The sequence below is a fragment of the Oryzicola mucosus genome (assembly GCF_014534685.1).
Lineage (GTDB): Bacteria > Pseudomonadota > Alphaproteobacteria > Rhizobiales > Rhizobiaceae > Oryzicola > Oryzicola mucosus.
Window position 1 is genome coordinate 650142 of sequence record NZ_JACVVX010000002.1, and the last position, 25445, is coordinate 675586.

At 61.2% G+C, this 25445-nt stretch carries 22 protein-coding genes; 18 read left to right on the forward strand and 4 right to left on the reverse strand.

What is annotated here, in order from left to right; all coding sequences use genetic code 11:
* Window positions 1-114: 114 nt before the first annotated feature.
* Window positions 115-507 (reverse strand): PPOX class F420-dependent oxidoreductase, encoded by a 393-nt coding sequence (locus ICI42_RS09590; protein WP_188164316.1) that lies wholly within the window; start codon window positions 505-507, stop codon window positions 115-117.
* An 868-nt stretch (window positions 508-1375) separates the two neighbouring features.
* On the opposite strand from ICI42_RS09590, the gene ICI42_RS09595 reads away from it, so the two are divergent.
* The 11 genes from ICI42_RS09595 to ICI42_RS09645 all read left to right on the forward strand — a co-directional run bounded on the left by ICI42_RS09595 (window position 1376) and on the right by ICI42_RS09645 (window position 13585).
* Window positions 1376-2563: a toll/interleukin-1 receptor domain-containing protein gene (locus ICI42_RS09595; protein WP_188164317.1), complete on the forward strand. Its 1188-nt coding sequence runs from the start codon at window positions 1376-1378 to the stop codon at window positions 2561-2563.
* Complete coding sequence (locus tag ICI42_RS09600; RefSeq protein ID WP_188164318.1) at window positions 2544-4052, forward strand: pentapeptide repeat-containing protein; 1509 nt, start codon at window positions 2544-2546, stop codon at window positions 4050-4052. Before ICI42_RS09595 ends, ICI42_RS09600 begins: the two co-directional genes overlap by 20 nt.
* 219 nt (window positions 4053-4271) lie before the next feature.
* A complete protein-coding gene (locus ICI42_RS09605; protein ID WP_188164319.1) occupies window positions 4272-4952 on the forward strand; it encodes a hypothetical protein in 681 nt (226 codons plus the stop codon).
* A 206-nt stretch (window positions 4953-5158) separates the two neighbouring features.
* A complete protein-coding gene (locus ICI42_RS09610; protein WP_188164320.1) occupies window positions 5159-7339 on the forward strand; it encodes a malate synthase G in 2181 nt (726 codons plus the stop codon).
* A gap of 9 nt (window positions 7340-7348) precedes the next feature.
* A complete protein-coding gene (gene tsaB / locus ICI42_RS09615) occupies window positions 7349-8029 on the forward strand; it encodes a tRNA (adenosine(37)-N6)-threonylcarbamoyltransferase complex dimerization subunit type 1 TsaB (protein ID WP_188164321.1) in 681 nt (226 codons plus the stop codon).
* Window positions 8026-8514: a ribosomal protein S18-alanine N-acetyltransferase gene (gene rimI, locus ICI42_RS09620; protein WP_188164322.1), complete on the forward strand. Its 489-nt coding sequence runs from the start codon at window positions 8026-8028 to the stop codon at window positions 8512-8514. Before tsaB ends, rimI begins: the two co-directional genes overlap by 4 nt.
* A gap of 97 nt (window positions 8515-8611) precedes the next feature.
* Window positions 8612-9400, forward strand: a complete 789-nt coding sequence (locus tag ICI42_RS09625) for a lysophospholipid acyltransferase family protein (protein ID WP_269140764.1) — start codon at window positions 8612-8614, stop codon at window positions 9398-9400.
* A 127-nt stretch (window positions 9401-9527) separates the two neighbouring features.
* Complete coding sequence (gene miaB, locus ICI42_RS09630) at window positions 9528-10916, forward strand: tRNA (N6-isopentenyl adenosine(37)-C2)-methylthiotransferase MiaB (RefSeq protein ID WP_230980236.1); 1389 nt, start codon at window positions 9528-9530, stop codon at window positions 10914-10916.
* Window positions 10917-10942: 26 nt separating this feature from the next.
* On the forward strand, window positions 10943-11980 hold the full coding sequence (locus ICI42_RS09635) for a PhoH family protein (RefSeq protein ID WP_188164324.1): 1038 nt from the start codon (window positions 10943-10945) through the stop codon (window positions 11978-11980).
* A gap of 3 nt (window positions 11981-11983) precedes the next feature.
* Complete coding sequence (gene ybeY, locus ICI42_RS09640; RefSeq protein ID WP_188164325.1) at window positions 11984-12490, forward strand: rRNA maturation RNase YbeY; 507 nt, start codon at window positions 11984-11986, stop codon at window positions 12488-12490.
* A gap of 27 nt (window positions 12491-12517) precedes the next feature.
* Window positions 12518-13585, forward strand: a complete 1068-nt coding sequence (locus ICI42_RS09645) for a hemolysin family protein (protein WP_188164326.1) — start codon at window positions 12518-12520, stop codon at window positions 13583-13585.
* A 75-nt stretch (window positions 13586-13660) separates the two neighbouring features.
* On the opposite strand, the gene rhaI is transcribed toward ICI42_RS09645, so the two are convergent.
* Together rhaI and ICI42_RS09655 are read right to left on the reverse strand one after the other, a co-directional pair.
* Window positions 13661-14953, reverse strand: a complete 1293-nt coding sequence (gene rhaI / locus ICI42_RS09650) for an L-rhamnose catabolism isomerase (RefSeq protein ID WP_188164327.1) — start codon at window positions 14951-14953, stop codon at window positions 13661-13663.
* 150 nt (window positions 14954-15103) lie between these two features.
* Window positions 15104-17206, reverse strand: a complete 2103-nt coding sequence (locus tag ICI42_RS09655) for a bifunctional rhamnulose-1-phosphate aldolase/short-chain dehydrogenase (RefSeq protein WP_188164328.1) — start codon at window positions 17204-17206, stop codon at window positions 15104-15106.
* 188 nt (window positions 17207-17394) lie between these two features.
* Here ICI42_RS09655 and ICI42_RS09660 point away from each other — a divergent pair, with 188 nt between their 5' ends.
* From ICI42_RS09660 to ICI42_RS09690, 7 genes are all read left to right on the forward strand, one after another.
* Complete coding sequence (locus ICI42_RS09660) at window positions 17395-18216, forward strand: DeoR/GlpR family DNA-binding transcription regulator (RefSeq protein WP_188164329.1); 822 nt, start codon at window positions 17395-17397, stop codon at window positions 18214-18216.
* A gap of 46 nt (window positions 18217-18262) precedes the next feature.
* Entirely contained in the window at window positions 18263-19258 is a 996-nt protein-coding gene (gene rhaS, locus ICI42_RS09665; RefSeq protein ID WP_188164330.1) for a rhamnose ABC transporter substrate-binding protein, read from the forward strand.
* Window positions 19259-19331: 73 nt separating this feature from the next.
* On the forward strand, window positions 19332-20873 hold the full coding sequence (locus tag ICI42_RS09670) for a sugar ABC transporter ATP-binding protein (RefSeq protein ID WP_188164331.1): 1542 nt from the start codon (window positions 19332-19334) through the stop codon (window positions 20871-20873).
* Window positions 20870-21853 (forward strand): ABC transporter permease, encoded by a 984-nt coding sequence (locus ICI42_RS09675; RefSeq protein WP_188164332.1) that lies wholly within the window; start codon window positions 20870-20872, stop codon window positions 21851-21853. Before ICI42_RS09670 ends, ICI42_RS09675 begins: the two co-directional genes overlap by 4 nt.
* Window positions 21850-22851, forward strand: a complete 1002-nt coding sequence (locus tag ICI42_RS09680; protein WP_188164333.1) for an ABC transporter permease — start codon at window positions 21850-21852, stop codon at window positions 22849-22851. The genes ICI42_RS09675 and ICI42_RS09680 overlap by 4 nt, the downstream gene beginning before the upstream one ends.
* Entirely contained in the window at window positions 22848-23168 is a 321-nt protein-coding gene (gene rhaM, locus ICI42_RS09685) for an L-rhamnose mutarotase (RefSeq protein WP_330999140.1), read from the forward strand. The genes ICI42_RS09680 and rhaM overlap by 4 nt, the downstream gene beginning before the upstream one ends.
* A gap of 16 nt (window positions 23169-23184) precedes the next feature.
* Window positions 23185-24564 carry an FGGY-family carbohydrate kinase gene (locus ICI42_RS09690; RefSeq protein ID WP_188164334.1) on the forward strand — a complete coding sequence of 460 codons (1380 nt, stop codon included), beginning with the start codon at window positions 23185-23187 and terminating at the stop codon, window positions 24562-24564.
* Window positions 24565-24619: 55 nt separating this feature from the next.
* Here the strand turns inward: ICI42_RS09690 and ICI42_RS09695 are convergent, their stop codons facing one another.
* On the reverse strand, window positions 24620-25444 hold the full coding sequence (locus ICI42_RS09695; protein WP_188164335.1) for a creatininase family protein: 825 nt from the start codon (window positions 25442-25444) through the stop codon (window positions 24620-24622).
* Window position 25445 lies beyond the last annotated feature (1 nt).

The following is a 25445-nucleotide window of genomic DNA, read 5'->3' on the forward strand; positions in this document are numbered from 1 at the left end:
TTTCCGCTTCGTCATTCTCGAGGGGCTTTGTTGGCAGCGCCACTGTCCGCACTTGAGCGGCGCTGCCCTCTTTCCCTTCTCCCGCAAGAGGAGAAGGGCAGGTTGCAGCATCCCTCACCCCATGCCTGCAACTTTCTCCGGCCGGATGCGGTAGTTCACGCGCACCTCGCCCGCTCTGCGGAACGGATATGTGTCCTGGCCGAGATATTTCTTCGCCAGCGCATCGATCTGCGCGTCGGCGCCGTCGGTGCTGATGTCGATCACCCGCCCTTGCACCATCAGCGCGTGGTACGGATTGGCCGGGTCCACGGCAGACAATGCGACGCGCGGGTCGCGGCGCACATTCTTGTCCTTCAGGCGCCCGACCGCCGAATTGACGATGAGGTCGTCGCCATCGACAGCGACCCACACCGGGCTGGTCGACGGGCTGCCGTCATCATTCAGCGTGGTGAAATGGATCAATACCGGCTGGTTTAAAATTGCTTTCCACGTGTCGGACAATGCCATGCATGCTCTCCCTGCGTTCGACGGAAAAGCCAACCATAGGCTGGCGCGCGAGCGGAGCAAAGTGGATTGGTGACGCCGTGAGCAACGAGCGCCTTTTCGTTCGGGGAGAAGGGCAGGCGACGCCTTGGCCCTTCTCCAGCCCCGGCGATTGGCGTCCACCTTTCCGCTTCGTCATTCACGGGTGGAGGCGAGCGCAGCGAGGCGGAAACCCGGGGATTCATTCCGTGACGTTGATGCCATCCGCCCTTTCCCTTCTCCCCTTGTGGGGCCCGAAGGGCGGGCGAGACCCGTGGCTCGCCCTGGGTGGTGGCCGAGCCGAGCGCAGCGACAGCGAGGTCGGATGAGGGGTGCTGGACGGAGCGCTACGTCTGTGATTGCGCACCGCACCGGGTCCCATAGCCTGTACCGCCTCGTTTCTTCCAGCACCCCTCATCCGACTTCGCTTCGCTCAGCCACCTTCTCCCGCAAGGGGAGAAGGGCAGGCGGCCGCGTTGCACCTCTTCCGCGACCCCGGCAACTGGCGTTACCCCCACTTCGTCATTCCCGTGGTAGAGCCGAGCGCAGCGAGGCGGAAACCCGGGAATCCATTCCGTGACATCGACGCCATCCGCCAAGGTCCAGACCAGCGCTCCAACCTGCACCGCCCCATCCACGATCACCGCCACGGAATGGATTCATCGTTGTTCTGGGAACAGTCCGCCTCCCCAATACCGCAAGTTGTAGTTTCGCAAAAATTCCCTAAGATTGCCATTTCTCTAAAGCGCGCCGACCTAGCATGGATGTGTTTCTGTCATACCGATGACAGCATCTTTAAAAGGTAAAAATCTCCTGGTATTGTCGACGAAAATCTATCTTAATATGGTGAAATATGGATTTTAATGGCTTTTTCTCTTATTCTCGTCAGGACTCGGAAAATGATCCTGAGTTATTTGAAGAGATACATAAAGAAGTACAGAGCCGAGTCCAGCAGCGCTTAGTAAACGCGAATTTTAAGCTTTGGCGTGATGTAAAAAACCTGCGACTTGCAGATCAATGGTCAAGCGAATTAGAGATCGCCGTTAAACGTTCTGATGTTTTTATCGCGTTGGTATCACCTTCTTGGATGAGCAGCGCGATTTGTCGACAGGAGTACAATTGCTATTTAAAAAGAGATGATGAAATTGGGGAGGGTGTTATACCCTCTATAGTTTCTATCATAATAAGAGATTTGGAATCTCAAGTAAAATACTTTGATGATGATCAAACAGCGCTATATGCAGATATTAAAAGTAGGCAGTATATCCATAAAGATATAGTCGACATTAAAGCTCTCGCTCTGGGTGATCGTTCTAAGTGGGTGGATCGGATAGCTGACGACGTTTCCGGTATCATTGAGCGGAGAAGGTGTGCCGGAAATCCCGCCGATGCGGATTTTCGTGCCAATCCGATTAGATACAATCGAACCAATCTAACAAAAGAATTTTCAACTAAAGCATATAACTTCGAGGAGGTAGATTTTCTTGGAGATCATGAACTTCTGTTGAAAGATGCAGAAGATGGTGGCTCAAAAATCTACGGACAATTTGATTTTGTAGATAAATTGTATGTTTCTGGAGAATCTGGCCGAGTTGAGTTCGGTGTTAGAAGAGCGATGCTATGCATATCCGACAAAGGTGGGGTCCGTGGCGGGCCGACCGAGCATCTGAGAAGGGTGACATCTTGCGCGAAATATCTGAACCTTCATAAGTTTCCTGGTGCTTTGGCAATTGGAATTGACCCTCCGCCTGGTAAAACTGCATTGTCTGAGTTGGCACTCCCGCCTGGGCCGGCGCCAGAAAACCGGTTATCAGAACTAGGTATATTTCGGAGCGATGGTTTAGACTTATCAGCTGTTCTCACAGTAAGTTTAAATACGGAGGGTATATTTATAAAAGGAATGTCTGATTCGGAACTGTCTAATGTGCAGCTTTCGAAATTGGACGCGATACTCTCTGTTGCGGCGGAGAAGTACGCTGGCGCTGACGAAGGCTCAATTAATAGAGACTTAGAAATACAAGATGATAGAAAAAAGCGCTAGCTTCTCACGTTCGGTCGAAACTTTGCTGCGTGAAATCGGTAGTAGTGGCGGACCGAGTTTTCGTCGAATGGCTGAACTCACAGGCCTTGATCCGGCTAAAGATTTTATGGGATCAAATCTTTCCGGCCTTGATTTTCGAGATGATGATTTATCAGGGTTCAATTTTTCCGGTGCAGACTTGCGTTTTTCAGATTTTAGGAGAGCAAAGATAGAGGGGATAATTCTCTCGGGCGCGCAGTTAGTGGGTGCGATTGGCCTTCCTTCTGATGCTCAACTTAACTACGAAAAGATGTTTTATACTCTTAGAGAAATTAAGAAGATGCTTGCTAGTGGAATACTTCCACCAGAGTATTTTCTTGAATCTATCAAGCAACTTAGGTTTGGAGATACGTCTATTAAAAGTATAGATATTTTGCTAAATTTTAGAAAATTGGAGACGCTTTCTCTTATAAACAGAACTATAGATTCTTATGCGCCGATTTCTGATTTGCCAAAACTCACGACATTAGAGCTCAATGGTTCAAACATTCGGGCTCTATCGGAGATCGGCTGTCCTCCTGAGTTGCGGCATGTTGATGTTTCATCTAGTAGATTAGAGGATCTGAGTGGCGTTGAATATATAACAAAACTTCGTACAATCGATTTTTCGAGTACAATGGTAGATAATGTTTCACCTATTGTGAATAAAGAACTCATAAAGGTTGTCGGAATCGCTACTCTAGTAAAAAATATAGAGAGTCTCTCATCGCTTGATAATATTGAAGAGATAAACTTTGCAGGAAGTTTTGTGGAGTCGGCATCCGAGGTTTCCAAAATAAAAAATTTGAGGAGATTAGTCCTTAGCAGTACTCTAGTTTCTAGTTTGGAGAACTTTATCAGCAATCCATCGATAAAAATATTAGATCTCAGTAACACCAAAGTTGTCAGTTTTGTGCCCATTCTAGGGCTACCAAATCTTGAGACGCTTTCTGTTTCACAAAATGCCAATATTGGACCTTTTGATGGTTTTTCTAGGCTGCGATCCCTAAAGCGAATTTTCTGCAGCGGATGTTCGATAAACGGCACACTTGCTTCTCTTTTTGATATGGAGAGTTTGTCAGAGATCGATCTCAGTGAAAATCAAATTGTCAATGTTGAGATAAAGAATGAAAATAGTAAATTGCTGCACCTAGATATTTCTAATAATCCTTTATCTAATATCGATTTTATTTTAAAGCTTCCGCGACTTTCTTCTATTTATTTGAATGGAGTAGGAGATATAGATGAAGAAGTTTTGAAGAAAATGAACGGAATCGATTATCTATGGGCTGATCGCCTGCATCATGATACTGTATTGGAGCTTTCTTCTAAGAAATTTACAAGATTTGTTGTAGGATCTGAATGCTTTGAGGAGATGAAGGATTATTTTGGCGATAAGTTTTCTATTGTCGGTTATGATGTTCATCACAATAGAAATATATATAAACAGTTTTATTTGAGAAAAGTGTAGAAAAAATTATATATGTCGTCACTTTGAAAAATATGTCTATTGATTGATTTAATATATTTAAGATATGCTCTATTTGTGGCAATAGTTTTGGCGAATCTGAACGTTGTTTTTGGTTAACCCCTTGAATCCCCTCACATCTCCAACTTCCCCACCCCAATTTCCTCCACACCTTTCCCACCCACTTCATAATCCGTCGCATTCGCCCACAGGGACGCCGCGATGGACTGGACGGCCGCAATCGACAAGCACCGGGACGCGCTGAAGCGCGTGGTGGCCATGCTCGTCGCCATGGCGGGTTTTGCGGAGCCGGGCGCTGCGCAGGCCAGCCTGCCGCGCTGCGTGCATCGCGCCGTGCTGTGCCTGTTGCGGCCGGCCGAGGCCGCCGCCCGCCGGCTGATCGTCGTCGCCGCGCGCGGTCTTATCCTGCCGCCCCAATACCAGCGGCCGTCGCCACGCCGGCCGGCCGCAAACTCCGCCGCGGCGCGGCCCAGCCTGGCCCTGTTCGACAGCCTGCGCGGGCAGCCGCGCCGCAGGCGGCCGGTCCTAACCGTCGTGCCGCGCATCCGCGTCATCGGCTGGAGCGACCCGGCGCCGCTGCCGGTGCGCCCAAAGCCCTTGCCCGACGATCCGCTCGATGCCGCCCGCCTGCGGTGCCGGCTGACCGCCCTGGCCGCAGCGCTCGACGATCTGCCGCGGCAGGCGCGGCGCCTGGCGCGCTGGCGCTACCGCCGCGACGCTGCCGTTCGGCGCGGCCGGGCGCATCGGCTGAGCCCGCTGCGGCCCGGCCCGCCGCCGGGCTTGCCGAAGCCCGTCACCGGTCGCGCCCACGCCGTCCATGCCACGCTGGACGATCTTCATGGGCTCGCCTTCTGGGTGCTGCAGCATCCCGACACCTCGTGATCTCCGGCCATCGCGTCCTCACACCGCCCGCAACCCCTTGGCCCGCCGTGGCCGAGGCCGCCGGCGTTCGCCCGGCGAGCCGGCTCCCACACTTTCCCGCGAAACAACTTTGCCCGACAGGACAGTTGACCCGAACCGCTCAGCCGTGTTGAACGGGCGCGACGCGCCGCGCTGTCGCGGCCTGCTTTCGGAAAGGGGAGTTTCGGATGTCGGATCGCATCGAGTTGAACGGGCTCAAAGTGTCGCCGGTGCTGGCGGACTTCGTGGCGCAGGAGGCGCTGCCGGGCACCGGCATCGACGAGCGCGCCTTCTGGGCCGGCTTTTCCGCCATCGTTCACGATCTCGCGCCGAAGAACCGGGCGCTTCTGGAGAAGCGCGACGCCATTCAGGAGCAGATCGACCACTGGTATCGCGAGCATGGCGCGCCGTCCGATATGGAGGCCTACCAGGCCTTCCTGAAGGAGATCGGCTATCTCGTCGAGGAAGGCCCGGCGTTTTCGGTCGCCACCGGCAATGTCGATGCCGAGATCGCCCAGGTCGCCGGCCCGCAGCTGGTCGTGCCGGTGATGAATGCGCGCTACGCGCTCAACGCGGCGAATGCGCGCTGGGGCTCGCTCTACGACGCGCTCTACGGCACCGACGCGATTCCCGAGGAGGGCGGCGCCGAAAAGGGCAAGGGCTACAACCCCGCGCGCGGCGAAAAAGTCATCGCCTGGGCGCGCCATTTCCTCGACGAGGCCGCGCCGCTCGACGGTGCCTCGTGGTCGGATGCCCGGGGTCTTTCGGTTGCCGACGGCAAGCTTGCGGTCGATCTCGGCGGCAAGAGCGTCGGGCTGAAGGACGCGCACAAATTCGCCGGCTATCTCGGCGAGGCGGCGTCGCCGACGCAGCTTCTGCTCGTCAACAACGGCATGCATATCGAGATCCTGATCGACGCCGCCTCGACCATCGGCAAGGACGATCCGGCAGGCATCTCCGACGTCTGGCTCGAATCGGCGCTGACCACGATCATGGATTGCGAGGATTCGGTCGCCGCCGTCGATGCCGAGGACAAGGTCATAGCCTATCGCAACTGGCTCGGCCTGATGAAGGGCGATCTGACCGAGGAGGTCGCCAAATCGGGCAAGACCTTCACCCGCAAGCTCAATCCCGACCTCGACTACACCGCGCCCGACGGCTCGACCTTCTCGCTGGTCTGCCGCTCCTTGATGCTGGTGCGCAATGTCGGCCACCTCATGACCAATCCGGCGATCCTCGACCGCGACGGCAACGAGGTTCCCGAGGGCATCATGGACGCGGCGCTGACCGCGCTCATCGCGCTGCACGATGTCGGCATCCATGGCCGCCGCAAGAATTCCCGCGCCGGCTCGATGTATGTCGTCAAGCCCAAGATGCACGGTCCGGAGGAGGTCGCGTTCGCGGTGGAAATCTTCGGCCGCGTCGAAGACCTGCTCGGCATGGCGCCCAACACCATCAAGATGGGCATCATGGACGAGGAGCGCCGCACCACCGTCAACCTCAAGGAATGCATCCGCGCCGCGAAGGATCGCGTCGTCTTCATCAACACCGGCTTCCTAGACCGCACCGGCGACGAGATCCACACCTCGATGCAGGCCGGCCCGATGATCCGCAAGGGCGACATGAAGCAGGCGGCGTGGATTTCGGCCTATGAGAACTGGAACGTCGATATCGGCCTGGAATGCGGTCTCGCCGGCCATGCGCAGATCGGCAAGGGCATGTGGGCGATGCCCGACCTGATGGCGGCGATGCTGGAGCAGAAGATCGCCCACCCCAAGGCCGGCGCCAACACCGCCTGGGTGCCGTCGCCGACCGCTGCGACGCTGCATGCGACCCACTATCACAAGGTTGACGTGCATGCCGTCCAGGCGCAGCTGAAGAGCCGCCCCCGCGCCAGGCTGTCGGACATTCTGTCGGTGCCTGTCGCCGTCCGTCCGAACTGGTCGCCGGAGGACATCCAGCGCGAGCTCGACAACAACGCGCAGGGCATTCTGGGCTATGTCGTGCGCTGGGTCGACCAGGGCGTCGGCTGCTCCAAGGTTCCCGACATCAACAATGTCGGCCTGATGGAGGACCGCGCGACGCTGCGCATCTCCGCCCAGCATATGGCCAACTGGCTGCATCATGGCGTGGTTACCCGCGACCAGGTGATGGAGACGCTGAAGCGCATGGCCGGCGTGGTCGACCGGCAGAACGAGGGCGATCCGCTCTATCGCCCGATGGCGCCCGACTATGACAATTCTATCGCCTTCCTCGCGGCTTGCGACCTGGTGTTCAAGGGCGTCCAGCAGCCCAACGGTTACACCGAGCCGGTCCTGCACGCGCGGCGGCTGGAGCTGAAGGCGCAGGACCGGGATTCGCATGGCTGACGGGCTGCGATGATAATCCTCGCGCTCGATTGTTCGGCAGCGCTCTGCGCGGCGTCGGTCTACGATGCCGCCACGGGACGCGAGCTCGGCCGTGAGGTGCGCGACCTCGGCAAGGGCCATGCCGAGCATTTGATGCAGGTGATCGAAACCGCGCTTGAAAGAGCCGGTATCGGCTATGAGGCCGTCGCCCGCATCGCGGTCTCCATCGGTCCCGGCTCGTTCACCGGCATCCGCGTCGCGGTGTCCACGGCGCGCGGCCTTGCGCTCGCGCTGAAGGTGCCCGCGGTCGGCGTTTCGACGCTGGAAGCGCTTGCCGCGGAAGCGCGGGAGATTGCAGCCGGCCGGCCGGTTCTCGTCGTGCTGAATGGCGGGCGCGGCGAAGTGCATGGCGCGCTCTATGACGCGTCCGGCGGAACGCTGGTTGCGCCCAGCGTGATGACGCTGGACGATACAGCCGCGCTCGTGCGAGATTCCGGCCCGGTGCTTGCCGGCAATGCCGCGCAGGCGGTGGCGGAGGCTTCGTCCATGTCGGTCGATTTCGGTCCTTTCGGTGCGACGGCGGATATCGCGGTCTACGCCCGGCTGGGCGCCGACAAACCATCTTCGGAAAGGCCCAGCCCGCTTTATCTGCGCGCACCTGATGCCAAGCCGCAGGCGAGCTTCGTTTTGCCGCGCAAGGCTGACGAATGAAGATCCCGTTCTGGCAATCTCGGCGCGATTTTGCGCTGCAAAGGCTCGAGCCCGGCGACAGCGAGGCGCTCTCGGTGCTGCACCAAGAAGATTTCACCCGACCGTGGAGCCCGGACGAGTTTGCCTCGCTGCTGGAGCAGGACACCGTGTTCGGCTTTGCCGCGCGGGAGACCGGGCACGGCAAGGCCGCTCCGGCAGGCTTCGTGCTGGCCCGTCTTGCGGCGGGCGAGGCCGAAATCCTCACCATCGCCGTGGATCGTGCGCAGCGGCGGCAGGGGCTGGGGTGGCAGCTGATGGACGCGGTGCTGCGCGAGTTGCACAACCAGCGGGCCGAGGCGCTTTTCCTCGAAGTCGACGAGACCAACGCGCCGGCCATTGCGCTTTACCGGCGTTTCGGCTTCCATGAGGTCGGCAAGCGACCGAATTACTACCAGTCGGCGCGCGGCGCCACCGGCGCGCTCGTCATGCGGCGCGACCTTCGTTAGCCTCGATCTGCAAGGGTGCCGCCAGGTGTCGATTTCCGAAACCGTCCCCCTCGACCGGCCTGAGTTTCCGCTGGGCAGCAGCCGTGGCGTCCGGTTTTTGCGGCTGTTTCGCACCGGCCTCGGCCTGGCGTTTGCCCTGCTTGCCTGCCTGGTGCTGGTCCCGCTTCAAATGATCTCGATGAAGACCGGTCTGTGGCCGGAAACCGTGATCCTGAAGATCTGGCATCGCTGTATCCTCATCGCGCTGGGCATCCGGGTGACGATGAAGGGCAGGCTGTATGACCAGCGTCCGCTGCTGGTCGTGTCCAATCATATTTCCTGGACCGATATCTGCGTGCTCGGCTCGAAGGTGAACGTCACCTTCATCGCCAAGGCCGAGCTGTCGAAATGGCCGATGGTCGGCGGGTTGTCGCGGCTGCAGCGCACGGTGTTTATCGAGCGCGAGCGCAAGCGCAAGTCGGGACAGCAGGCCAGCGAGATCGCGCAGCGCCTGGGGCAGGGCGATGCGATGGTGCTGTTTGCCGAAGGCACCACCAGCGACGGCACGGTGATCCTGCCGTTCAAGAGCACCTTGTTCGGCGCGGCCACCATGGCGTTGGCCGAAGGTACGGCGGAGCGGGTGTTCATCCAGCCGGTCTCGATCGCCTATACCAGGCTGCAGGGCATCGCCATGGGGCGCAGGCAGCGCGCCGTCGCCTCATGGGTCGGCGATACCGATCTGGCCACGCACGCCTTCGAACTGCTTGCGCAGGGCGGGATGGATGTCGAGCTCACCTTCGGCGAGCCGATCGAATTCGCGGCGGGGTCGAGCCGCAAGGAGGCGACGCGCATCATCGAGGCCCGCGTCCGCGAGATGGCCGCGGTTTCCCTGCGCAATCCGATCTAGGTTTGGATCGCATCCGCAGTTTCCGCGCCGTCTTTTGTTGCAGCTTCGCATCGGCGCTCCTATCTGCGCCGCCGGGCCATACTGAAAATCGTTTCGATTTGACGGCCTATGCGTTATGAGGCGCAGCATGGAACTCAAAGAAGCTCACCACCAAGCGCCTGACGCTCTGCTGACGCCGGCCAAGAAGGTCTTCATCAAGACCTATGGCTGCCAGATGAACGTCTACGACTCCCAGCGGATGAACGATGCGTTGTCCGCCGACGGCTATACGTCGACCGATGTAATCGAAGATGCCGACCTCGTTTTGTTGAACACCTGCCACATCCGCGAGAAGGCTGCCGAGAAGGTTTATTCCGAGCTCGGTCGTTTGCGCGACATGAAGGCCGAACGTGCCGGCGCAGGCCGCGAGATGGTGATCGGCGTGACCGGCTGCGTGGCGCAGGCCGAAGGCGGAGAAATCCTGCGACGCTCGCCTGCCGTGGACCTTGTGGTTGGTCCGCAGACCTATCATCGCCTGCCCGATGTGGTGAGGCGGGTGCGCGGCGGCCAGAAGGTCGTCGAGACCGAATACGCGCTGGAAGATAAGTTCGACCACTTGCCGCAACCGCGCAGGCAGGACGTGATCAAGCGCGGGGTGACCGCGTTTCTCACCGTGCAGGAGGGCTGCGACAAGTTCTGCACCTTCTGCGTTGTGCCCTATACGCGCGGATCGGAAGTCTCGCGTTCGGTTGCACAGATCGTCGCCGAGGCGGAGCGGCTGGCCGACGCCGGCGTTCGCGAGGTCACGCTGCTCGGCCAGAACGTCAATGCCTGGCATGGCGAAGGCCCGGACGGCAGCGAATGGGGTTTGGGCCGGCTGCTCTACAGGCTTGCTGATATCCCCGGCCTGTCGCGGCTGCGCTACACCACCAGCCATCCGCGCGACATGGACGACGAACTGATCGCCGCCCATCGCGACCTGCGGACGCTGATGCCCTATCTGCATCTGCCGGTGCAGGCGGGCTCGAACCGAATCCTCAAGGCGATGAACCGCAAGCATACGGCTGCCGATTATCTCAAGCTGATCGACCGCGTGCGCGCCGCGCGCGACGATATCGCGCTGTCGGGCGATTTCATCGTCGGGTTCCCCGGCGAGACGGATGCCGATTTCGAGGACACGATGACGTTGGTGCGCGAGGTGCGTTATGCGTCTGCGTTCTCGTTCAAATATTCGCCGCGTCCCGGCACGCCCGGCGCCGACATGAAGAACCATGTCGAGGAAGCGGTGAAGAACGAACGCCTGCAGAGGCTGCAGGCATTGCTGACCCAGCAGCAGCAGGATTTCGTCGACAGCCTGATCGGAAAGACCATCGAGACGCTTGTGGAAAAGCCCGGCCGCGAGGCTGGACAGGTCATGGGACGGTCACCTTGGCTGCAGACAGTTATTCTTGATGTAAACGCCGCCCGAATCGGCGACATTGTGGATGTGAAAGTCACCAAGACGGGCTACAACAGCCTGTACGCCGAACGGATTTGAACCCGACGGCAGATGAGGAGAGACGTTTGAGCGCTGCCGAATTGAAGAATCTGCCCTCCGGGGCGTCTGACATCGCGCACATCGTACTGACTTTCGACAACAACAAGCTAGCCAGCGCGCTGTACGGCCAGTTCGATGAGAATCTGGCGCGTCTGGAACAAAAGCTCGGCGTCGATATCCGCTCCCGCGGCAACCAGCTGAACATCAAGGGCAACGCCACCGCGACCAATCAGGCGCGGCGCGCGCTGGACCACCTCTATGGTATTTTGCAAAAGGGGGCCGATATCGCCCAATCCGATGTCGACGGTGCGGTCCGCATGGCGCTGGCGCCAGACGACCAGCTGACGTTGCCGACGCTGGAGCGCAAGGGCAAGGTGGCCGCCGCGCAAATTTCGACCCGCAAGAAGACCATCTATGCCCGTTCGCTCAACCAGGACGCCTATATGCGCGCGCTGGAACGGTCTGAGCTGGTGTTCGGCATCGGGCCGGCGGGCACCGGCAAGACCTACCTGGCGGTGGCACATGCGGCCATGCTTTTGGAACGCGGCATGGTCGAGCGCATCATCCTGTCGCGTCCGGCTGTCGAGGCCGGCGAGCGTCTCGGCTTCCTGCCCGGCGACATGAAGGAGAAGGTCGACCCTTATCTGCGGCCGCTCTACGACGCGCTCTACGACATGATGCCGGCCGATAAGGTCGAACGGGCGATTGCTGCGGGCGTGATCGAGATCGCGCCGCTGGCCTTCATGCGCGGGCGGACGCTGGCGCATGCGGCGGTGATCCTGGACGAGTCGCAGAACACAACGCCGATGCAGATGAAGATGTTCCTCACCCGCCTGGGCGAGAACTCGCGCATGATCATCACCGGCGACCCGACGCAGATCGACCTGCCGCCGAACACACGTTCGGGTCTGGTGGAGGCGCTGCGCATTCTGGACGGAGTGACGGGAGCTGTGACGGTGCGGTTCAACGACGGAGACGTTGTGCGTCATCCGCTGGTGGCCGAGATCGTCAGGGCCTATGATCGCGACGGCAAGGTTGCGCGCGGCCTGGGCTCCGAAAGCTGAGGCATGGCTTCGGACACTGAGCAGACGGCGCTTACGGTGGCGGGCGTCGAAGTCGACCTCATGGTCGAAGCGGGGAACTGGCCCGACGAGGTCGAACTGCGCGGCCTTGTCGCGGCCGCGCTGGGCGCGGGGCTGGCTGAGGCGGAAGCCGAAGGCGAGGGGTCGGAATTGAGCCTCGTCTTCACCGACGATGCGTCTATCCGCGACCTGAATGCGCAGTGGCGGGAGAAGGACAAGCCGACCAACGTGCTGTCCTTTCCGGCGTTCCCGGTGGCGCCGGGCGACAAGCTGCCGCCGATGCTGGGCGATATCGTCCTGGCGTGTGAGACGGTTTTTCGCGAGGCGGAGCTGGAAGACAAGCCGCTCGGCAACCATATCACCCATCTCGTAGTTCATGGATTGCTCCATCTGTTGGGCTACGACCATGAGACCGACGAAGAGGCGGAGGAGATGGAGGAACTGGAGCGCCGCGCGCTTGCAAGGCTTGCCATTCCCGACCCTTACGCTTAACACGGAAGTTCAATTGACCGGACGACGATGAACGAGAAACCTGAGACGACCGCAATTCCCGAGACCGGGAGCGCGGCCAAAGCCTCCGAAACAGCCGAAGACGGGCCTAGTACGAGCGCGGCATCTGCCGCAACCATCACCCAGCCGGCTGTAGAAGGCCCTTCTTTCCTGGAAAGAATCGGGCGGCTTTTCCGTCAGCGCAATGGCGGCAATATCCGCGAGGAGATAGCCGACGCGCTGGCCGAGTCCGGGGCCGACACGGATTCCTTCTCGCCTGGCGAACGCGCCATGCTCGGCAACATCCTTCGCCTGCGCGAAGTGACGGTCGAGGATGTCATGGTGCCGCGCGCCGACATCCAGGCCATCGAGATCACCACCAACCTGTCCGATCTTCTGGCGATGTTCCAGGATTCGGGGCATTCGCGCATGCCGGTCTATGCCGGGAGCCTGGATGATCCGCGCGGCATGGTGCATATCCGCGACGTGCTTGTGCATATCACATCCGCTGCGAGGATCGGCGTGAAGCCGCCCGGCGAAGGGGCGGGCGCTTTGCTCGACCTGTCGCGGGTCGATCTCAGCCAGTCCATCGAGACGCTCGGACTGATCCGCAACGTTCTGTTCGTGCCGTCCGCGATGCTCGCTTCCGAACTGATGACGCGCATGCAGGCGACCCGCACGCAGATGGCGCTGGTCATCGACGAATATGGCGGAACCGATGGCGTCGTCTCGCTCGAAGATATTGTCGAGGTGGTGGTCGGCGACATCGAGGACGAGCATGACGAGGATGTGCCGCTGATCACCCATGCGGGCGACGGCGTGTTCATCATCGACGGCAAGGCGGAGATCGAAGACGTCGCGCCGATGATCAGCGACGATTTCAAGCCGGGCGAGCATCTCGAATATGTCGACACGATCGGCGGCATGGTGCTCAACGCCTTTGGCCGCGTGCCTCTGCGCGGCGAGGTGATCCAGGCTGTGCCGGGCTTCGAATTCCATGTGCTCGATGCCGACCCGCGCAGGGTCAAGCGGGTTCGCATCGTCGATCTGAGCAAGGTCGAGGAGCATCGCCGCGAGCCGAAGGTGGCGCAGGGGTAGACCCCGCGCCGAGTATCCTGAAAACGAAAACGGCGGCCCTTTGGACCGCCGTTTTGATTCCAAGTACCGGTGGCGTCAGACGATGCCGCCGCTGCCGCCTGCAACCGCGGGGCGCTCGGCTGCTACCTTGGCGCGATAGCCGGCCTCGCGATAGGCCGCGACGGGCTCGATGGCGCCGCCGGCATTCAGCCGCGCCATGGCCAGGATCGGCTCGACGTCGGTGCGGTAGGCTGTCTTGAGCGTCTGGGTGGCCATCAGCGCGTCATTGTCTTCCTGGAAACCTTCCAGCCCCTTGCGGTCGACCAGCAACGCCTGGGCATAGGCGCGCTGCACCTCGACCGCCGACAGCATCAGGCTCTCGATGGGGTCGGTGACGTTGTGGCTCTGGTCGAGCATATGGGCGGGGTCGAAGCCTTCCGCGCCGTTCAGTTCGGCATCGACCAGTTCGTTGAAGACCAGGAACAGCCGGTAGGGGTCGACCGAACCGGCGTCGAGGTCGTCGTCGCCATATTTCGAATCGTTGAAGTGGAAGCCGCCGAGCTTCTTGAACTGGATCAGGCGGGAGACGATCATCTCGATATTGACGTTGGGTGCGTGGTGGCCGAGATCGACCAGGCAGAAGGCCTTGGCGCCGAGTTCCTGGGCGATGATGTAGTTGGTGCCCCAGTCCTGCACGACGGTGGAGTAGAAGGCCGGCTCGTACATCTTGTGCTCGGTGAAGAGCTTCCAGTCGTCGGGCAGGGCCTTATAGATTTCCTTGGCCGAGTCGAGATAGCGCTCGAAGGAACGGGCGAAATTGACCTGGCCGGGGAAGTTTGAGCCGTCGCCGATCCAGATGGTCAGCGCCTTTGAGCCGATGGCCTTGCCGATCTCGATGCATTCGATGTTGTGCTCGACCGCCTGGCTGCGGGCTCCGGCGTCGGCATTGGTCAGCGAGCCGAATTTGTAGGACTGTTTCTGGCCGGCGGCGTCTGAGAAGGTGTTGGAGTTCATGGCGTCGAAGCCGAGGCCGAAGCGGCTCGCGGCCTGCTTGAGGCGGTTCGGCTCGGCCTTGTCCCATGGAATGTGCAGCGAGACGGTGTTCGTCGCCCGGGTCAGCTGGCTGATGACGGCGCAGTCCTCGATCTTGTCGAAGATGTCGCGCGGCTCGCCCTGGCCGGGGAAGCGGGCGAAGCGCGTGCCGCCGGTGCCGACGCCCCAGGAGGGAACGGCGACATTGAACTTCGACACCTTGTCGAGGATCGCAGCTATGTCGATGCCGCGACGCGACAGGCGCTCGCCCAGAGCGTCGTAGTCTCTGGTGAGGTCGGCCTGCCGGCTCGCATTGTGTTTGGCGACGATATCGGCGGAAATGATCTGTTCGGTCACGATGGTATCCTCCGGAATTGTTCTAGCCTTTATCAGGGGTCGTCTGCGAAGTGGGGCGATCGGAGGGTGGAACCCCCACCCCGTCTCGCAACTCTACGCTTCCCTGCGATGGCTCGCCGACCCTCCCCGCAAGGGAGGAGGGTAAAGGCTTCAGCGCGTAAAACTCTGGGCGTTGCCGGCGTCGACGTTGAGGATGTTGCCGGTCGACTTGGCCGAGGCGTCGGAGGCGAAGAAGTATATCGCCTCGGCAATGTCCTCGGGGAACACGGAGCGCTTCAGCATGGAGCGCTCGCGATACATTTCCTCCAGGCCGTCCTTGTCGGTCTTGTAGGTCGATGCGCGCTGCTCGAGCCATTCGCCGGCCCAAATCTTGGAGCCGCGCAGCACCGCGTCGGGATTGACGACGTTGACGCGGATCTGCTCGCCTGCGCCTTCCAGCGCAAGGCAGCGGGCGAGGTGGATTTCGGCCGCCTTGGCGGTGCAGTAGGCAGCGGCGTTGGGGGAGGCGGCGAGGCCGTTCTTGGAGGCGACGAAGACGACGTTGCCGCCGATTTTCTGCTGGCGGAACAGGCGGAAGGCTTCGCGCGAAACCAGGAAATAGCCCGTGGACAGGATATCCATGTTCTTGTTCCAGAGCTCCAGCGAGGTCTCTTCGATCGGCGCCGAAGAGGCGAGACCGGCGTTGGAGACGAGAATGTCGATGCCGCCGAACTCGACCACGGCATGGGCGAAGCCGGAGACGACCTGTTCTTCCCTGGTGACGTTGATGTTCACCGGCCGGACGAAATCTGCGCCGAAGACGCCGGAGAGCTCAGAGGTGGCATTGTCGAGGGCGGCCTGGTCGATATCGGCCAGAACGACGCAGGCGCCTTCGCGCAGCAGGCGGACGGCGGTGGCCTTGCCGATGCCGCCGGCGCCGCCGGTGACCAGCGCGATCTTGCCAGCGAGGGATTTTGGCTTGGGTAGGCGGGCCAGCTTGGCTTCCTCAAGCAGCCAGTATTCGATGTCGAAGGCCTCCTGTTCGGGCAGGCCGACATAGGTCGAGACCGTCGAGGCACCGCGCATGACGTTGATGGCGTTGACGTAGAACTCGCCCGAAATGCGGGCGGTGGCCTTGTCCTTGGCGAAAGTGAACATGCCGACGCCCGGCATCAGGTAGACGACGGCGTTGGGGTCGCGCACGGCGGGCGAATTGTCGTGCTTGCAGCGGTCGTAATAGGCCTGGTAGTTGACGCGGTAGGCGGCGATGTCGTCGCCGATCTTTGCGATGACGGCATCGACATCCGGGTTTGCCGGATCGAAGTCGATGACCAGCGGGCGGATCTTGGTGCGCAGGAAGTGGTCGGGGCAGGAGGTGCCAAGGGCCGCCAGCGGGCGCAGATCGTTGGAATTGACGAATTCCAGAACCGCTGCGCTGTCGTCGAAATGGCCGAGCTTGTGGCTGTCTTCCGAGATCAGGCCGCGAATTTTTGGCATCAGCCTGGCGGCGATGGCGCGGCGCTCCTCGGCCGGCAGGGGCGTGACAGCTTCCCCGCCGAAGATGGTCTTGCCGGCGGTCTGCTGCTCGAACCATTCGATGGCCTGGTTGATGATCGCAATCGTGGTTTCGTAGCACTCCTTGGGCGTGTCGCCCCAGGTGAACAAGCCGTGCGACTCCAGGATCAGGCCCTTGGCGTTGGGGTTTTCCTCGCAGAACTTGCCAAGCCACAGGCCGAGCTCGAAGCCCGGCTTCTTCCAGGGCAGCCAGCCGATGCTGTCGCCGAAAATCTGCCGGGTCAGTTCCTTGGAGTTCTTCGATGCCGCGATGGCGATGATCGCATCGGGGTGCATGTGGTCGACATAGGCGTGGTTCACATAGGCATGCAGCGGCGTGTCGATGGAGGCGGCGCGCGGGTTCAGGTTGAACGTTGCGTGCGGCAGGTAGCCGACCATCTCGTCCTCGAACTCGACGCCGCGATAGAGGCCCTTCAGCGCGCGCAGCTTGTCCATATAGAGGGTCGAGAAGCCGTCGAGCTTGATCGAGGCGCTGTCGCCGCCCGAGCCCTTGACCCAGAGGACTTCGACATCCTGGCCGGTGAGGGGATCTTTCTGCCAGATTTTCGAGGAGGTGTTGCCGCCGCCGTAGTTGGTGACGCGCTTGTCCGAGCCGAGCAGGTTGGAGCGGTAGACGAGACGTTCCGGTTCGCTCATCGCCGCCGCCTTGGCGTCATCCCAAAGGTTTGCGAGGCGCGAATTGGGGCGCGATTCAGACATGTCGTTCCTCCCGTCGGTGCACGGATTTGCTGATGCTAGAGTTGCGCGCAAATTCACATGGGGCCCGTACGCTGTCAATCATAAACAATCAATTTCAATCATATTGCACTGCACAATGAAAAATAATGATTGGAAATGATTGACACTGCGCGGTTTGAATGAGCTAATGACGCCATAGGGGAGGAGCAATGCACGAAAAAGAGCGCCACCGGATCATCCTTTCAGCCGTCCAGGAAAAACCTGTGGTGACGGTTCAGGAACTGGTCGACTTGACGGACTCGTCGGAAGCGACGATCCGGCGTGACATTGCCGCGCTGCATGTCCAGAAGCGCCTGCGCAGGGTGCGCGGCGGGGCGGAGGCGATCACGCCGCCGCAATTCGTCGGCCTTGCCGGCCGGCCCTTCAGCGTCAACGAGACGATCAACACGTCGAAGAAGCGCGCCATCGCCCGCGAGGCGGTCGAGCTGTGCAAGGACGGCGAGCCGATCATCATCAATGGCGGCACGACGACGTTCCAGATGGTGCATTTCCTGGCGTCGCGCCGAATGCCGATTTTCACCAACTCGTTTCCGATCGCAGAGCATCTGCTCAAGCATTCCAAGAACACGGTGATGCTGTCGGGCGGCACGATCTATCGCGAGCAGAACATCATCCTGTCGCCCTTCGACAACGACGTGACGCGCAATTTCTACGCGCGCCGCATGTTCATGGGTGCGCAAGGGCTGGCGCCGCTGGGGCTGATGGAGGCCGATCCGCTGCTGATCCAGGCCGAGCAGAAGCTGATCGACCAGGCCGACGAACTCGTCGTGCTGGTGGACTCCTCGAAGTTCCGCCAGCGTTCGAGCCTGATCCTGTGCGGTCTGGCGCGGATTTCGACCGTCATCACCGACGAGGACATCGAAGACAGGGATGCCGCCATGCTCGAGGCGGCGGGAGTTTCGCTGATCGTTGCGAAGGGCACGGCCCAGAGCGCGAGCCAGTCGAGGGAAGGATCTTCGCTGCAGGCTTGAGCGCCGCAGGGACGATGAAAGACTTAATCGCTCAAGGGAGGTTTTCATGGGCATTCTCAAGAAACTGATGGTAGCGGCAGCCCTTTCGGCAGCCGTATTCTCGACCGCCGCGCAGGCCGCCGACGCCAAGATCGCTCTGGTCGTCAAGTCGCTCGGCAACGGCTTCTTCGACGCCGCGCACAAGGGTGCGCTGGAAGCGGCCAAGGAACTCGGCGGCGTGGAAATCATCTACACCGGCCCGACCAAGGCGACCGCCGAAGCCCAGATCGAGGTCGTCAACTCGCTGATCGCCCAGAAGGTCGACGCGATCGCGATTTCGGCCAACGATGCCGACGCGCTGGTGCCGGTGCTGAAGAAGGCCATGGATCGCGGCATCACCGTGATTTCATGGGACTCGGGCGTTGCGGCGGAAGGTCGTCAGCTCCACCTCAACCCGTCCGACACCGACCTGATCGGCGAGACCATCATCAAGCTGGCAGCCGACCATCTGCCGGATGGCGGCGATGTAGCGATCCTGTCGGCGGCGTCTACCGCAACCAACCAGAACGCCTGGATCGACGCGGCCAAGAAGGCGCTGCCGGAGAAGTTCAAAAACATTAACCTGGTCTCGGTGGTCTATGGCGACGACGACTCCGCCAAAAGCACCGACGAAGCCAAGGGCCTGCTCAAGTCCTATCCGAACCTGAAGGCGATCATCGCTCCGACCACAGTCGGCGTCGTGGCCGCTGCTCAGGTGGTGACCGACGAGAACCTGATCGGCAAGGTCAATGTGACCGGCCTGGCGCTGCCTTCGGAGTTCAAGAAGTTCATCGACAACGGCGCGTCGCAGGGCGTCGCCCTGTGGAACCCGATCGATCTAGGCTACTCCGCCGTCTACCTCGCCTATGACCTGGCGGTGAAGAAGGAAGAGGCCAAGCCGGGCGCGAAGCTCTCCATCGGCCGCGTCGGCGAGATCACGCTCGACGATACCAACTCGGCTCCGATGGCTGCGCCCTTCACCTTCGACAAGTCCAACATCGAAGAGTTCTCCAAGATCTACTGATCCATCCTCCCAAGGATGACTGCCGGCGTGGCGGCGCTTTTGCCGCCACGCCTGTTTCCAGGTTCCAAAAAACATGAATGCCACCGCCGACATCATCAAACCGCATGCGGTTCTGCCGGACGCCCAGCCGCTGCTGACGCTGAAGGGCGTGACCAAGACGTTTCCCGGCGTGCGCGCGCTGCACAATGTCAGCCTGTCGCTCTATCCGGGCCAGGTGACGGCGCTGATCGGCGAGAACGGCGCGGGCAAGTCGACGCTGGTCAAGACGATGACCGGCATCTACCAGCCGGATGGCGGGGAGATTGCCGTCGACGGCAAGGTGGTCGCGCTCAACGGCGCACATGACGCCTTCGCGCAAGGCATCACCGCGATTCACCAGGAGACCGTCCTGTTCGACGATCTGTCGGTGGCGGAGAACATTTTCCTCGGCCATGCCCCGCGCACCGGCCTCGGCCTGATCGACTGGCGCACCATGCGGGCAAAGTCGCGCGCGGTGCTGAACGGCATGGGCGCAGGCCATATCGGCCCCGACGACCGCCTGAAGGATCTCGGCATTGCCAACAAGCATCTCGTGGCGGTGGCGCGTGCGCTGTCCATCGATGCACGCATCGTCATCCTCGACGAGCCGACGGCTGCGCTTTCGGCCAAGGAAATCGAGGACCTGATGATGCTGATCGAGCACCTGCGGGCAGAGGGCAAAGCGATCCTCTTCATCAGCCACAAGTTCGACGAGATCTATCGCATCGCCGACCGCTACACCGTCTTCCGTGACGGCGAGATGGTGGGCGAGGGGATGCTGGCCGGCACGCCGCAGAACGACATCGTGCGCATGATGGTGGGCCGCGCGGTCGACCAGATTTTCCCCGTGCGCGATAGCCAGCCCGGCGATGTCGTGCTCAGCGTCAAGGGACTTTCGCATCCGACCGAGTTCGACGACATCAGCTTCGATCTGCGCAAGGGCGAAATCCTCGGCTTCTACGGCCTTGTCGGCGCCGGCCGCAGCGAGGTCATGCAGGCGATTTTCGGCACCACACAGACGAGCGCCGGCACGATGACGCTGGACGGCAAGGCGGTGGCACCGAAATCGGCGGCCGAGGCGATCGAATCCGGGGTCGTCTATGTTCCGGAAGAGCGCGGCAAGCAGGGCGTGATCATCGGCATGCCGATCTTCAAGAACGTCTCGCTGCCCTCGCTCAGGAAGACGTCGAAGAACGGCGTGCTGCAACTGGCTGAGGAGTTTTCGCTGGCCCGCCAATACACCCAGCGGCTCGACCTGCGGGCCGCATCGCTGAGCCAGGATGTCGGCACGCTGTCGGGCGGGAACCAGCAGAAAGTAGTGATCGCCAAATGGCTGGCGACCAGCCCGAAGGTGATCATTCTCGATGAACCGACCAAGGGTATCGACATCGGCTCGAAGGCCGCCGTTCACGGCTTCATGGCCGAACTGGTGGCGCAGGGGCTGTCGGTGATCATGGTGTCGTCGGAACTGCCGGAAATCATGGGCATGTCCGACCGCGTGGTCGTCATGCGCGAGGGGCGCGTCGCTGCCGTGCTCGACAACAAGGATTTGAGCGCCGAGACGCTCGTCCGCACCGCGGCGGGGATTGCGGCATGAATGCGCTCCTGAAAAATCGCGAAATCTGGCTGGTCGGCGCCATCGCCGTACTGATCGCCGTGATCGCGACCCGGTTTCCGGGTTTTGCCGCGCCGCGCAACCTGAGCACCGTGTTCAACGACACCTCGATCCTGATGATCCTGGCGCTCGGGCAGATGGTGGTGATCCTGACGCGCTCGATCGACCTGTCCATGGCATCGAACCTTGCCTTCACCGGCATGGTGGTGGCGATGATCAACGCGGCCTATCCCGGATTTCCGATCCCGTTGCTGATCTTGGTGGCGATTGGCGTCGGCCTGATCCTGGGCGCGATCAACGGGTTTCTGGTGTGGAGGATCGGCATTCCGCCCATCGTCGTGACGCTCGGCACGCTGACCATCTATCGCGGTGCGACCTTCGTCATCTCCGGCGGCGCCTGGGTCAATGCCGACAAGATGAGCCCGGACTTCATCGGCCTGCAGCGCATGCAACTGCTGGGCCTGCCGGTGCTGAGCTGGTTTGCCATTGCCACCATCGTGCTTTTCTTCGTCATGATGACGCGCACCGCGCTCGGCCGTTCGCTCTACGCCATCGGCGTCAACCCGACGGCATCCGTCTATGCCGGAATCGATGTCGGACGCACCAAGTTCTTCGCCTTTTGCATCTCGGGCGCAATCGCCGGCCTGGCAGGCTATCTGTGGATTTCGCGCTACGTCATCGCCTCGGTGGAGGTTGCCAACGGCTATGAGCTCAACATCATCGCGGCCTGCGTGATCGGCGGCATCTCCATCGCCGGCGGCATCGGCTCGGTCGGCGGGGCGGTGCTCGGCGCGCTGTTCCTCGGCATCATCAGTTCGGCGCTGCCGGTCGTCAACATCTCGCCGTTCTGGCAAATGGCGATTTCGGGAACGGCCATTCTTCTGGCCGTGGTGCTGAACGCGCGCGGCGAGCGCAAGCAGGGCCGCATCATCCTCAAAAAGGCGGAGGCCGCGGCAGCATGAGTGCTATCGGAACCACACGTCAGATCCCGGATCGGCTGGACAACCCGCTGCGCTCCCTGGTGTTTTCCTGGGAGGCGCTGCTGGTCGCCGTCGCGGTGGCGATTTTCATCGTCAACAGCCTGGCGTCGCCCTATTTCCTCGATGTCTGGTCGCTATCCGACCTCACCTTCAACTTCACCGAGAAGGGGCTGATTGCGCTCGCCATGGCGCTGCTGATCATCTCGGGCGAGATCGACCTCTCGGTGGCGGCGATCATCGCGCTCGCTTCCACGCTGATGGGAATGGCGGCGGTTGCCGGTGTCGGCACGCCCGGGCTGGTGCTGATCGGCGTGGGTGTCGGCATTGCCTGCGGCGCGTTCAACGGTTTCCTGGTGACAGGCCTGGGCCTGCCGTCGATCGTCGTGACGATCGGCACGATGAGCCTGTTCCGGGGCATCGCCTTCATCATCCTCGGCGACCAGGCCTATAACAGCTATCCCGCCTCCTTCGCTTTCTTCGGGCAGGGTTATGTCTGGTGGGTGATCTCGTTCGAGCTTGTGCTGTTTCTGGTCGCGGCCGTGATTTACGGTTTCGTGCTGCACAAGACGAGCTTCGGCCGCCGGGTCTTTTCCATCGGCAACAATCCGATTGCCTCGCATTTCACCGGCGTGCGGGTGGCGCGGACCAAGTTCATCCTGTTCTGCCTGACCGGGCTGATGGCCGGCATCGCCTCGGTGCTGATCACCTCTCGATTGGGTTCGACGCGGCCGTCCATCGCGCAAGGCTATGAACTGGAAGTCATCACCATGGTGGTGCTGGGCGGCGTCAGCATCCTTGGCGGCGCGGGCAGCATATTGGGCGTGGTTCTGGCGGCGCTGATCATGGGCATGGTCACCTTCGGGCTCGGCCTGCTCAACGTGCCTGGCATCGTCATGTCGATCTTCATCGGCCTGCTGCTCATCCTCGTCATCGCGCTGCCGATCCTGTGGAAGCGCTTAAGCCGGAGGCGGATCGCGTGAACGCCGAGAAATATGCCTTCAAGATGACGCTCAACCCCGGCATGAAGGCCGAGTACAAGAAGCGCCACGACGAGATTTTTCCCGAGTTGGTGACCCTTCTGAAGGAGGCCGGGGTGTGGGATTACTCCATCCATCTGGACGAGGAGACCAACATCCTGTTCGGCGTGCTGTGGCGGCGCAGGGACCATGGCATGGATGCGCTGCCGGAGCATCCGGTGATGCAGCGCTGGTGGGCTCATATGGCCGACCTGATGGCCACGAAGCCGGACAACGAGCCCGTGGCGGTGCCGCTGCAGACCTTGTTCCACATGGCCTGAACGGCACGGACGCCCCATGACAGTCAGGTACGTCGCCGTCGTCGATATCGGCAAGACCAACGCCAAGCTGGCGCTCGTCGACATGGACACGCTGTCGGAAGTGGCCGTGCGGCGCATGCCGAACGCGGTTCTGACGGACGGGCTCTATCCGCATTTCGACTGCGACAGGCTTTGGAGTTTCATCAAACAGAGCCTTGCCGAGCTGAACGCTCAGACGCCGGTGCAGGCGATTTCGGTGACGACGCACGGCGCGACGGCCGCGCTGCTGAAGGCGGACGGTTCGCTGGCGATGCCGGTGCTGGACTACGAGCACACCGGCCCGGACGAGCTGACGGTCGAGTATGACGCAGTGCGCCCGCCCTTTGCGGAGACCGGCACGCCCCGCCTGCCGATGGGGCTCAATCTCGCGGCACAACTGTTCTGGCAGGCCAAGCGGTTTCCCGAAGCCTTTGCCGAGGTTGCGACCATCGTCACCTATGCGCAATATTGGGCCTGCAGGCTGACGGGGATTGCGACGACGGAGGTTACCTCGCTGGGCTGCCATACCGATCTCTGGCAGCCGGGGTCGGGCAGGTGGTCGAGCCTGGTGGACCGCATGGACTGGGAGCCGCTGATGGCTCCTGTCCACAAGGCCGGCGACCGGCTGGGCGCTGTCTTGCCGGACCTGGCGGCGGAACTCGGCCTTGCGCCTGATATGCAGGTTTTTTGCGGCATTCACGATTCCAACGCATCGCTCTATCCGCATCTGCTGCAGCAGACAGCGCCGTTCTCCGTGGTGTCGACGGGAACCTGGGTGATCACCCTGACGGTGGGCGGGGCGGCGGACAGGCTCGATCTGGACCGCGATTGCCTGATCAACGTCAACGCGCTGGGCGAGCCGGTGGCGTCATCGCGCTTCATGGGCGGGCGCGAGTTCTCGAGCCTTGTCGACGGCGTCGACCGGTGTGAACAGGACGATATCGACGCGGTGCTGGCGCGAGGGATCATGCTGCTGCCGTCGCTGCATCCGGGTTCAGGGCCGTTTCCGGACCGTCAGGGCGGCTGGGTTGGCGACGAACGCACGCTGTCAGGCGCCGAGCGCTTCGCAGCCGTTTCGCTCTATCTGGCGATGATGACGGCGACATGCCTCGAGCTTACGGGTGCGACCGGCCCGGCTATCGTCGAGGGACCGTTTGCGAAAAACGACGTCTACAAGCGGATGCTGGCGGTTGCGACCGGGCGGCCGGTGCTGACCAGCGGCGGCAGCGCGACCGGCACCAGCATCGGCGCGGCCCTTCTCGCCGCCCCGGATCGGGTGCCTTCGGTGGAGTTCGAAAGCGTTGAACGCAGCGCGAACGACGGGGAACTGCTGAGGTATTTTGAGGGTTGGAAGAAGCGAGTAGGGAATAGCCAATAGCGAATAGGGGTTTTTGACTTGCGGTAGCGGGAGGCTGAGTAAAACTCGCTACTCACTACTCGCTACTCGCTACCTCCCTCGCTATCCACTCATCCAGCCGCGCCTTGCGGATATCGCGCAGCAGCGTCACGAAGCCTTCGGCCTGATGGCGGGCGGTCAGCCGGCCTTTTTCGACGGTGGCGACGGAAGCATTGCCGACGACGCCGGCCGGGTTGAGGTCGGCCGACAGCCAGGCAAAGGCGTGCGGGCCGGTGGGGCGGAGCAAGTCGAAGGTCTTTTCGGCGCTGTTATAGCTGGAGGCGAAGTTTTCGGCTTTCGCCATGTCTACCAAGTCAGGCCGGAAATGCAGCATCAGCGATGTTTCGACGTCGCCGCCATGGATGCCTTGCTTCATTTCGATTTCGGGGAAGAGCCCTTCGGGGCGGCCGAACCGCTCCCAGCTCGTCTTCACGGCCAGCATGCGAAAGCGCGCGCGCAACTCGCGGGTGACGATGCCCATCACCTCTTCATTGCCGCCATGCGAATTGACGATGACGAATTTGCGGATGCCGGCGCGGGCGATGGATGTGCCGATCTCGGTCCAGGCATCGATCAGCGTGGACGCCGAAAGCGTAAGAGTGCCAGGCACTTCCACGTGTTCGTTCGACTTGCCTATGGCCTGGATCGGCAGGAAACGGACGTCGAGGTCGTCGGGCAGCAGGGGAAACAACTCGGCCAGCATGCCTTCCATGATGGCGGTGTCGGTCGACACAGGAAGATGCGGGCCGTGCTGCTCGATGGCGGCGACGGGCAGAATGGCGATGGTCTTTTCCGGGTCGAGGCCAGAAAAAGCCGATGCCGGAAAATCGCCCCACCAGATGCGTCGTTTCGCAGTCGTCACG

Bases quoted from the DNA above. Each gene is read 5' to 3' on its own strand.
- ICI42_RS09645 (WP_188164326.1), top strand. From the start codon at position 12,518: ATGAACGAGAAACCTGAGACGACCGCAATTCCCGAGACCGGGAGCGCG.
- ICI42_RS09595 (WP_188164317.1), top strand. From the start codon at position 1,376: ATGGATTTTAATGGCTTTTTCTCTTATTCTCGTCAGGACTCGGAAAAT.
- ICI42_RS09670 (WP_188164331.1), top strand. From the start codon at position 19,332: ATGAATGCCACCGCCGACATCATCAAACCGCATGCGGTTCTGCCGGAC.
- ICI42_RS09690 (WP_188164334.1), top strand. From the start codon at position 23,185: ATGACAGTCAGGTACGTCGCCGTCGTCGATATCGGCAAGACCAACGCC.
- tsaB (WP_188164321.1), top strand. From the start codon at position 7,349: ATGATAATCCTCGCGCTCGATTGTTCGGCAGCGCTCTGCGCGGCGTCG.
- ybeY (WP_188164325.1), top strand. From the start codon at position 11,984: ATGGCTTCGGACACTGAGCAGACGGCGCTTACGGTGGCGGGCGTCGAA.
- miaB (WP_230980236.1), top strand. From the start codon at position 9,528: ATGGAACTCAAAGAAGCTCACCACCAAGCGCCTGACGCTCTGCTGACG.
- rhaS (WP_188164330.1), top strand. From the start codon at position 18,263: ATGGGCATTCTCAAGAAACTGATGGTAGCGGCAGCCCTTTCGGCAGCC.
- ICI42_RS09600 (WP_188164318.1), top strand. From the start codon at position 2,544: ATGATAGAAAAAAGCGCTAGCTTCTCACGTTCGGTCGAAACTTTGCTG.
- ICI42_RS09680 (WP_188164333.1), top strand. From the start codon at position 21,850: ATGAGTGCTATCGGAACCACACGTCAGATCCCGGATCGGCTGGACAAC.
- ICI42_RS09590 (WP_188164316.1), bottom strand. From the start codon at position 507: ATGGCATTGTCCGACACGTGGAAAGCAATTTTAAACCAGCCGGTATTG.
- rimI (WP_188164322.1), top strand. From the start codon at position 8,026: ATGAAGATCCCGTTCTGGCAATCTCGGCGCGATTTTGCGCTGCAAAGG.
- ICI42_RS09610 (WP_188164320.1), top strand. From the start codon at position 5,159: ATGTCGGATCGCATCGAGTTGAACGGGCTCAAAGTGTCGCCGGTGCTG.
- ICI42_RS09605 (WP_188164319.1), top strand. From the start codon at position 4,272: ATGGACTGGACGGCCGCAATCGACAAGCACCGGGACGCGCTGAAGCGC.
- ICI42_RS09675 (WP_188164332.1), top strand. From the start codon at position 20,870: ATGAATGCGCTCCTGAAAAATCGCGAAATCTGGCTGGTCGGCGCCATC.
- ICI42_RS09660 (WP_188164329.1), top strand. From the start codon at position 17,395: ATGCACGAAAAAGAGCGCCACCGGATCATCCTTTCAGCCGTCCAGGAA.
- ICI42_RS09655 (WP_188164328.1), bottom strand. From the start codon at position 17,206: ATGTCTGAATCGCGCCCCAATTCGCGCCTCGCAAACCTTTGGGATGAC.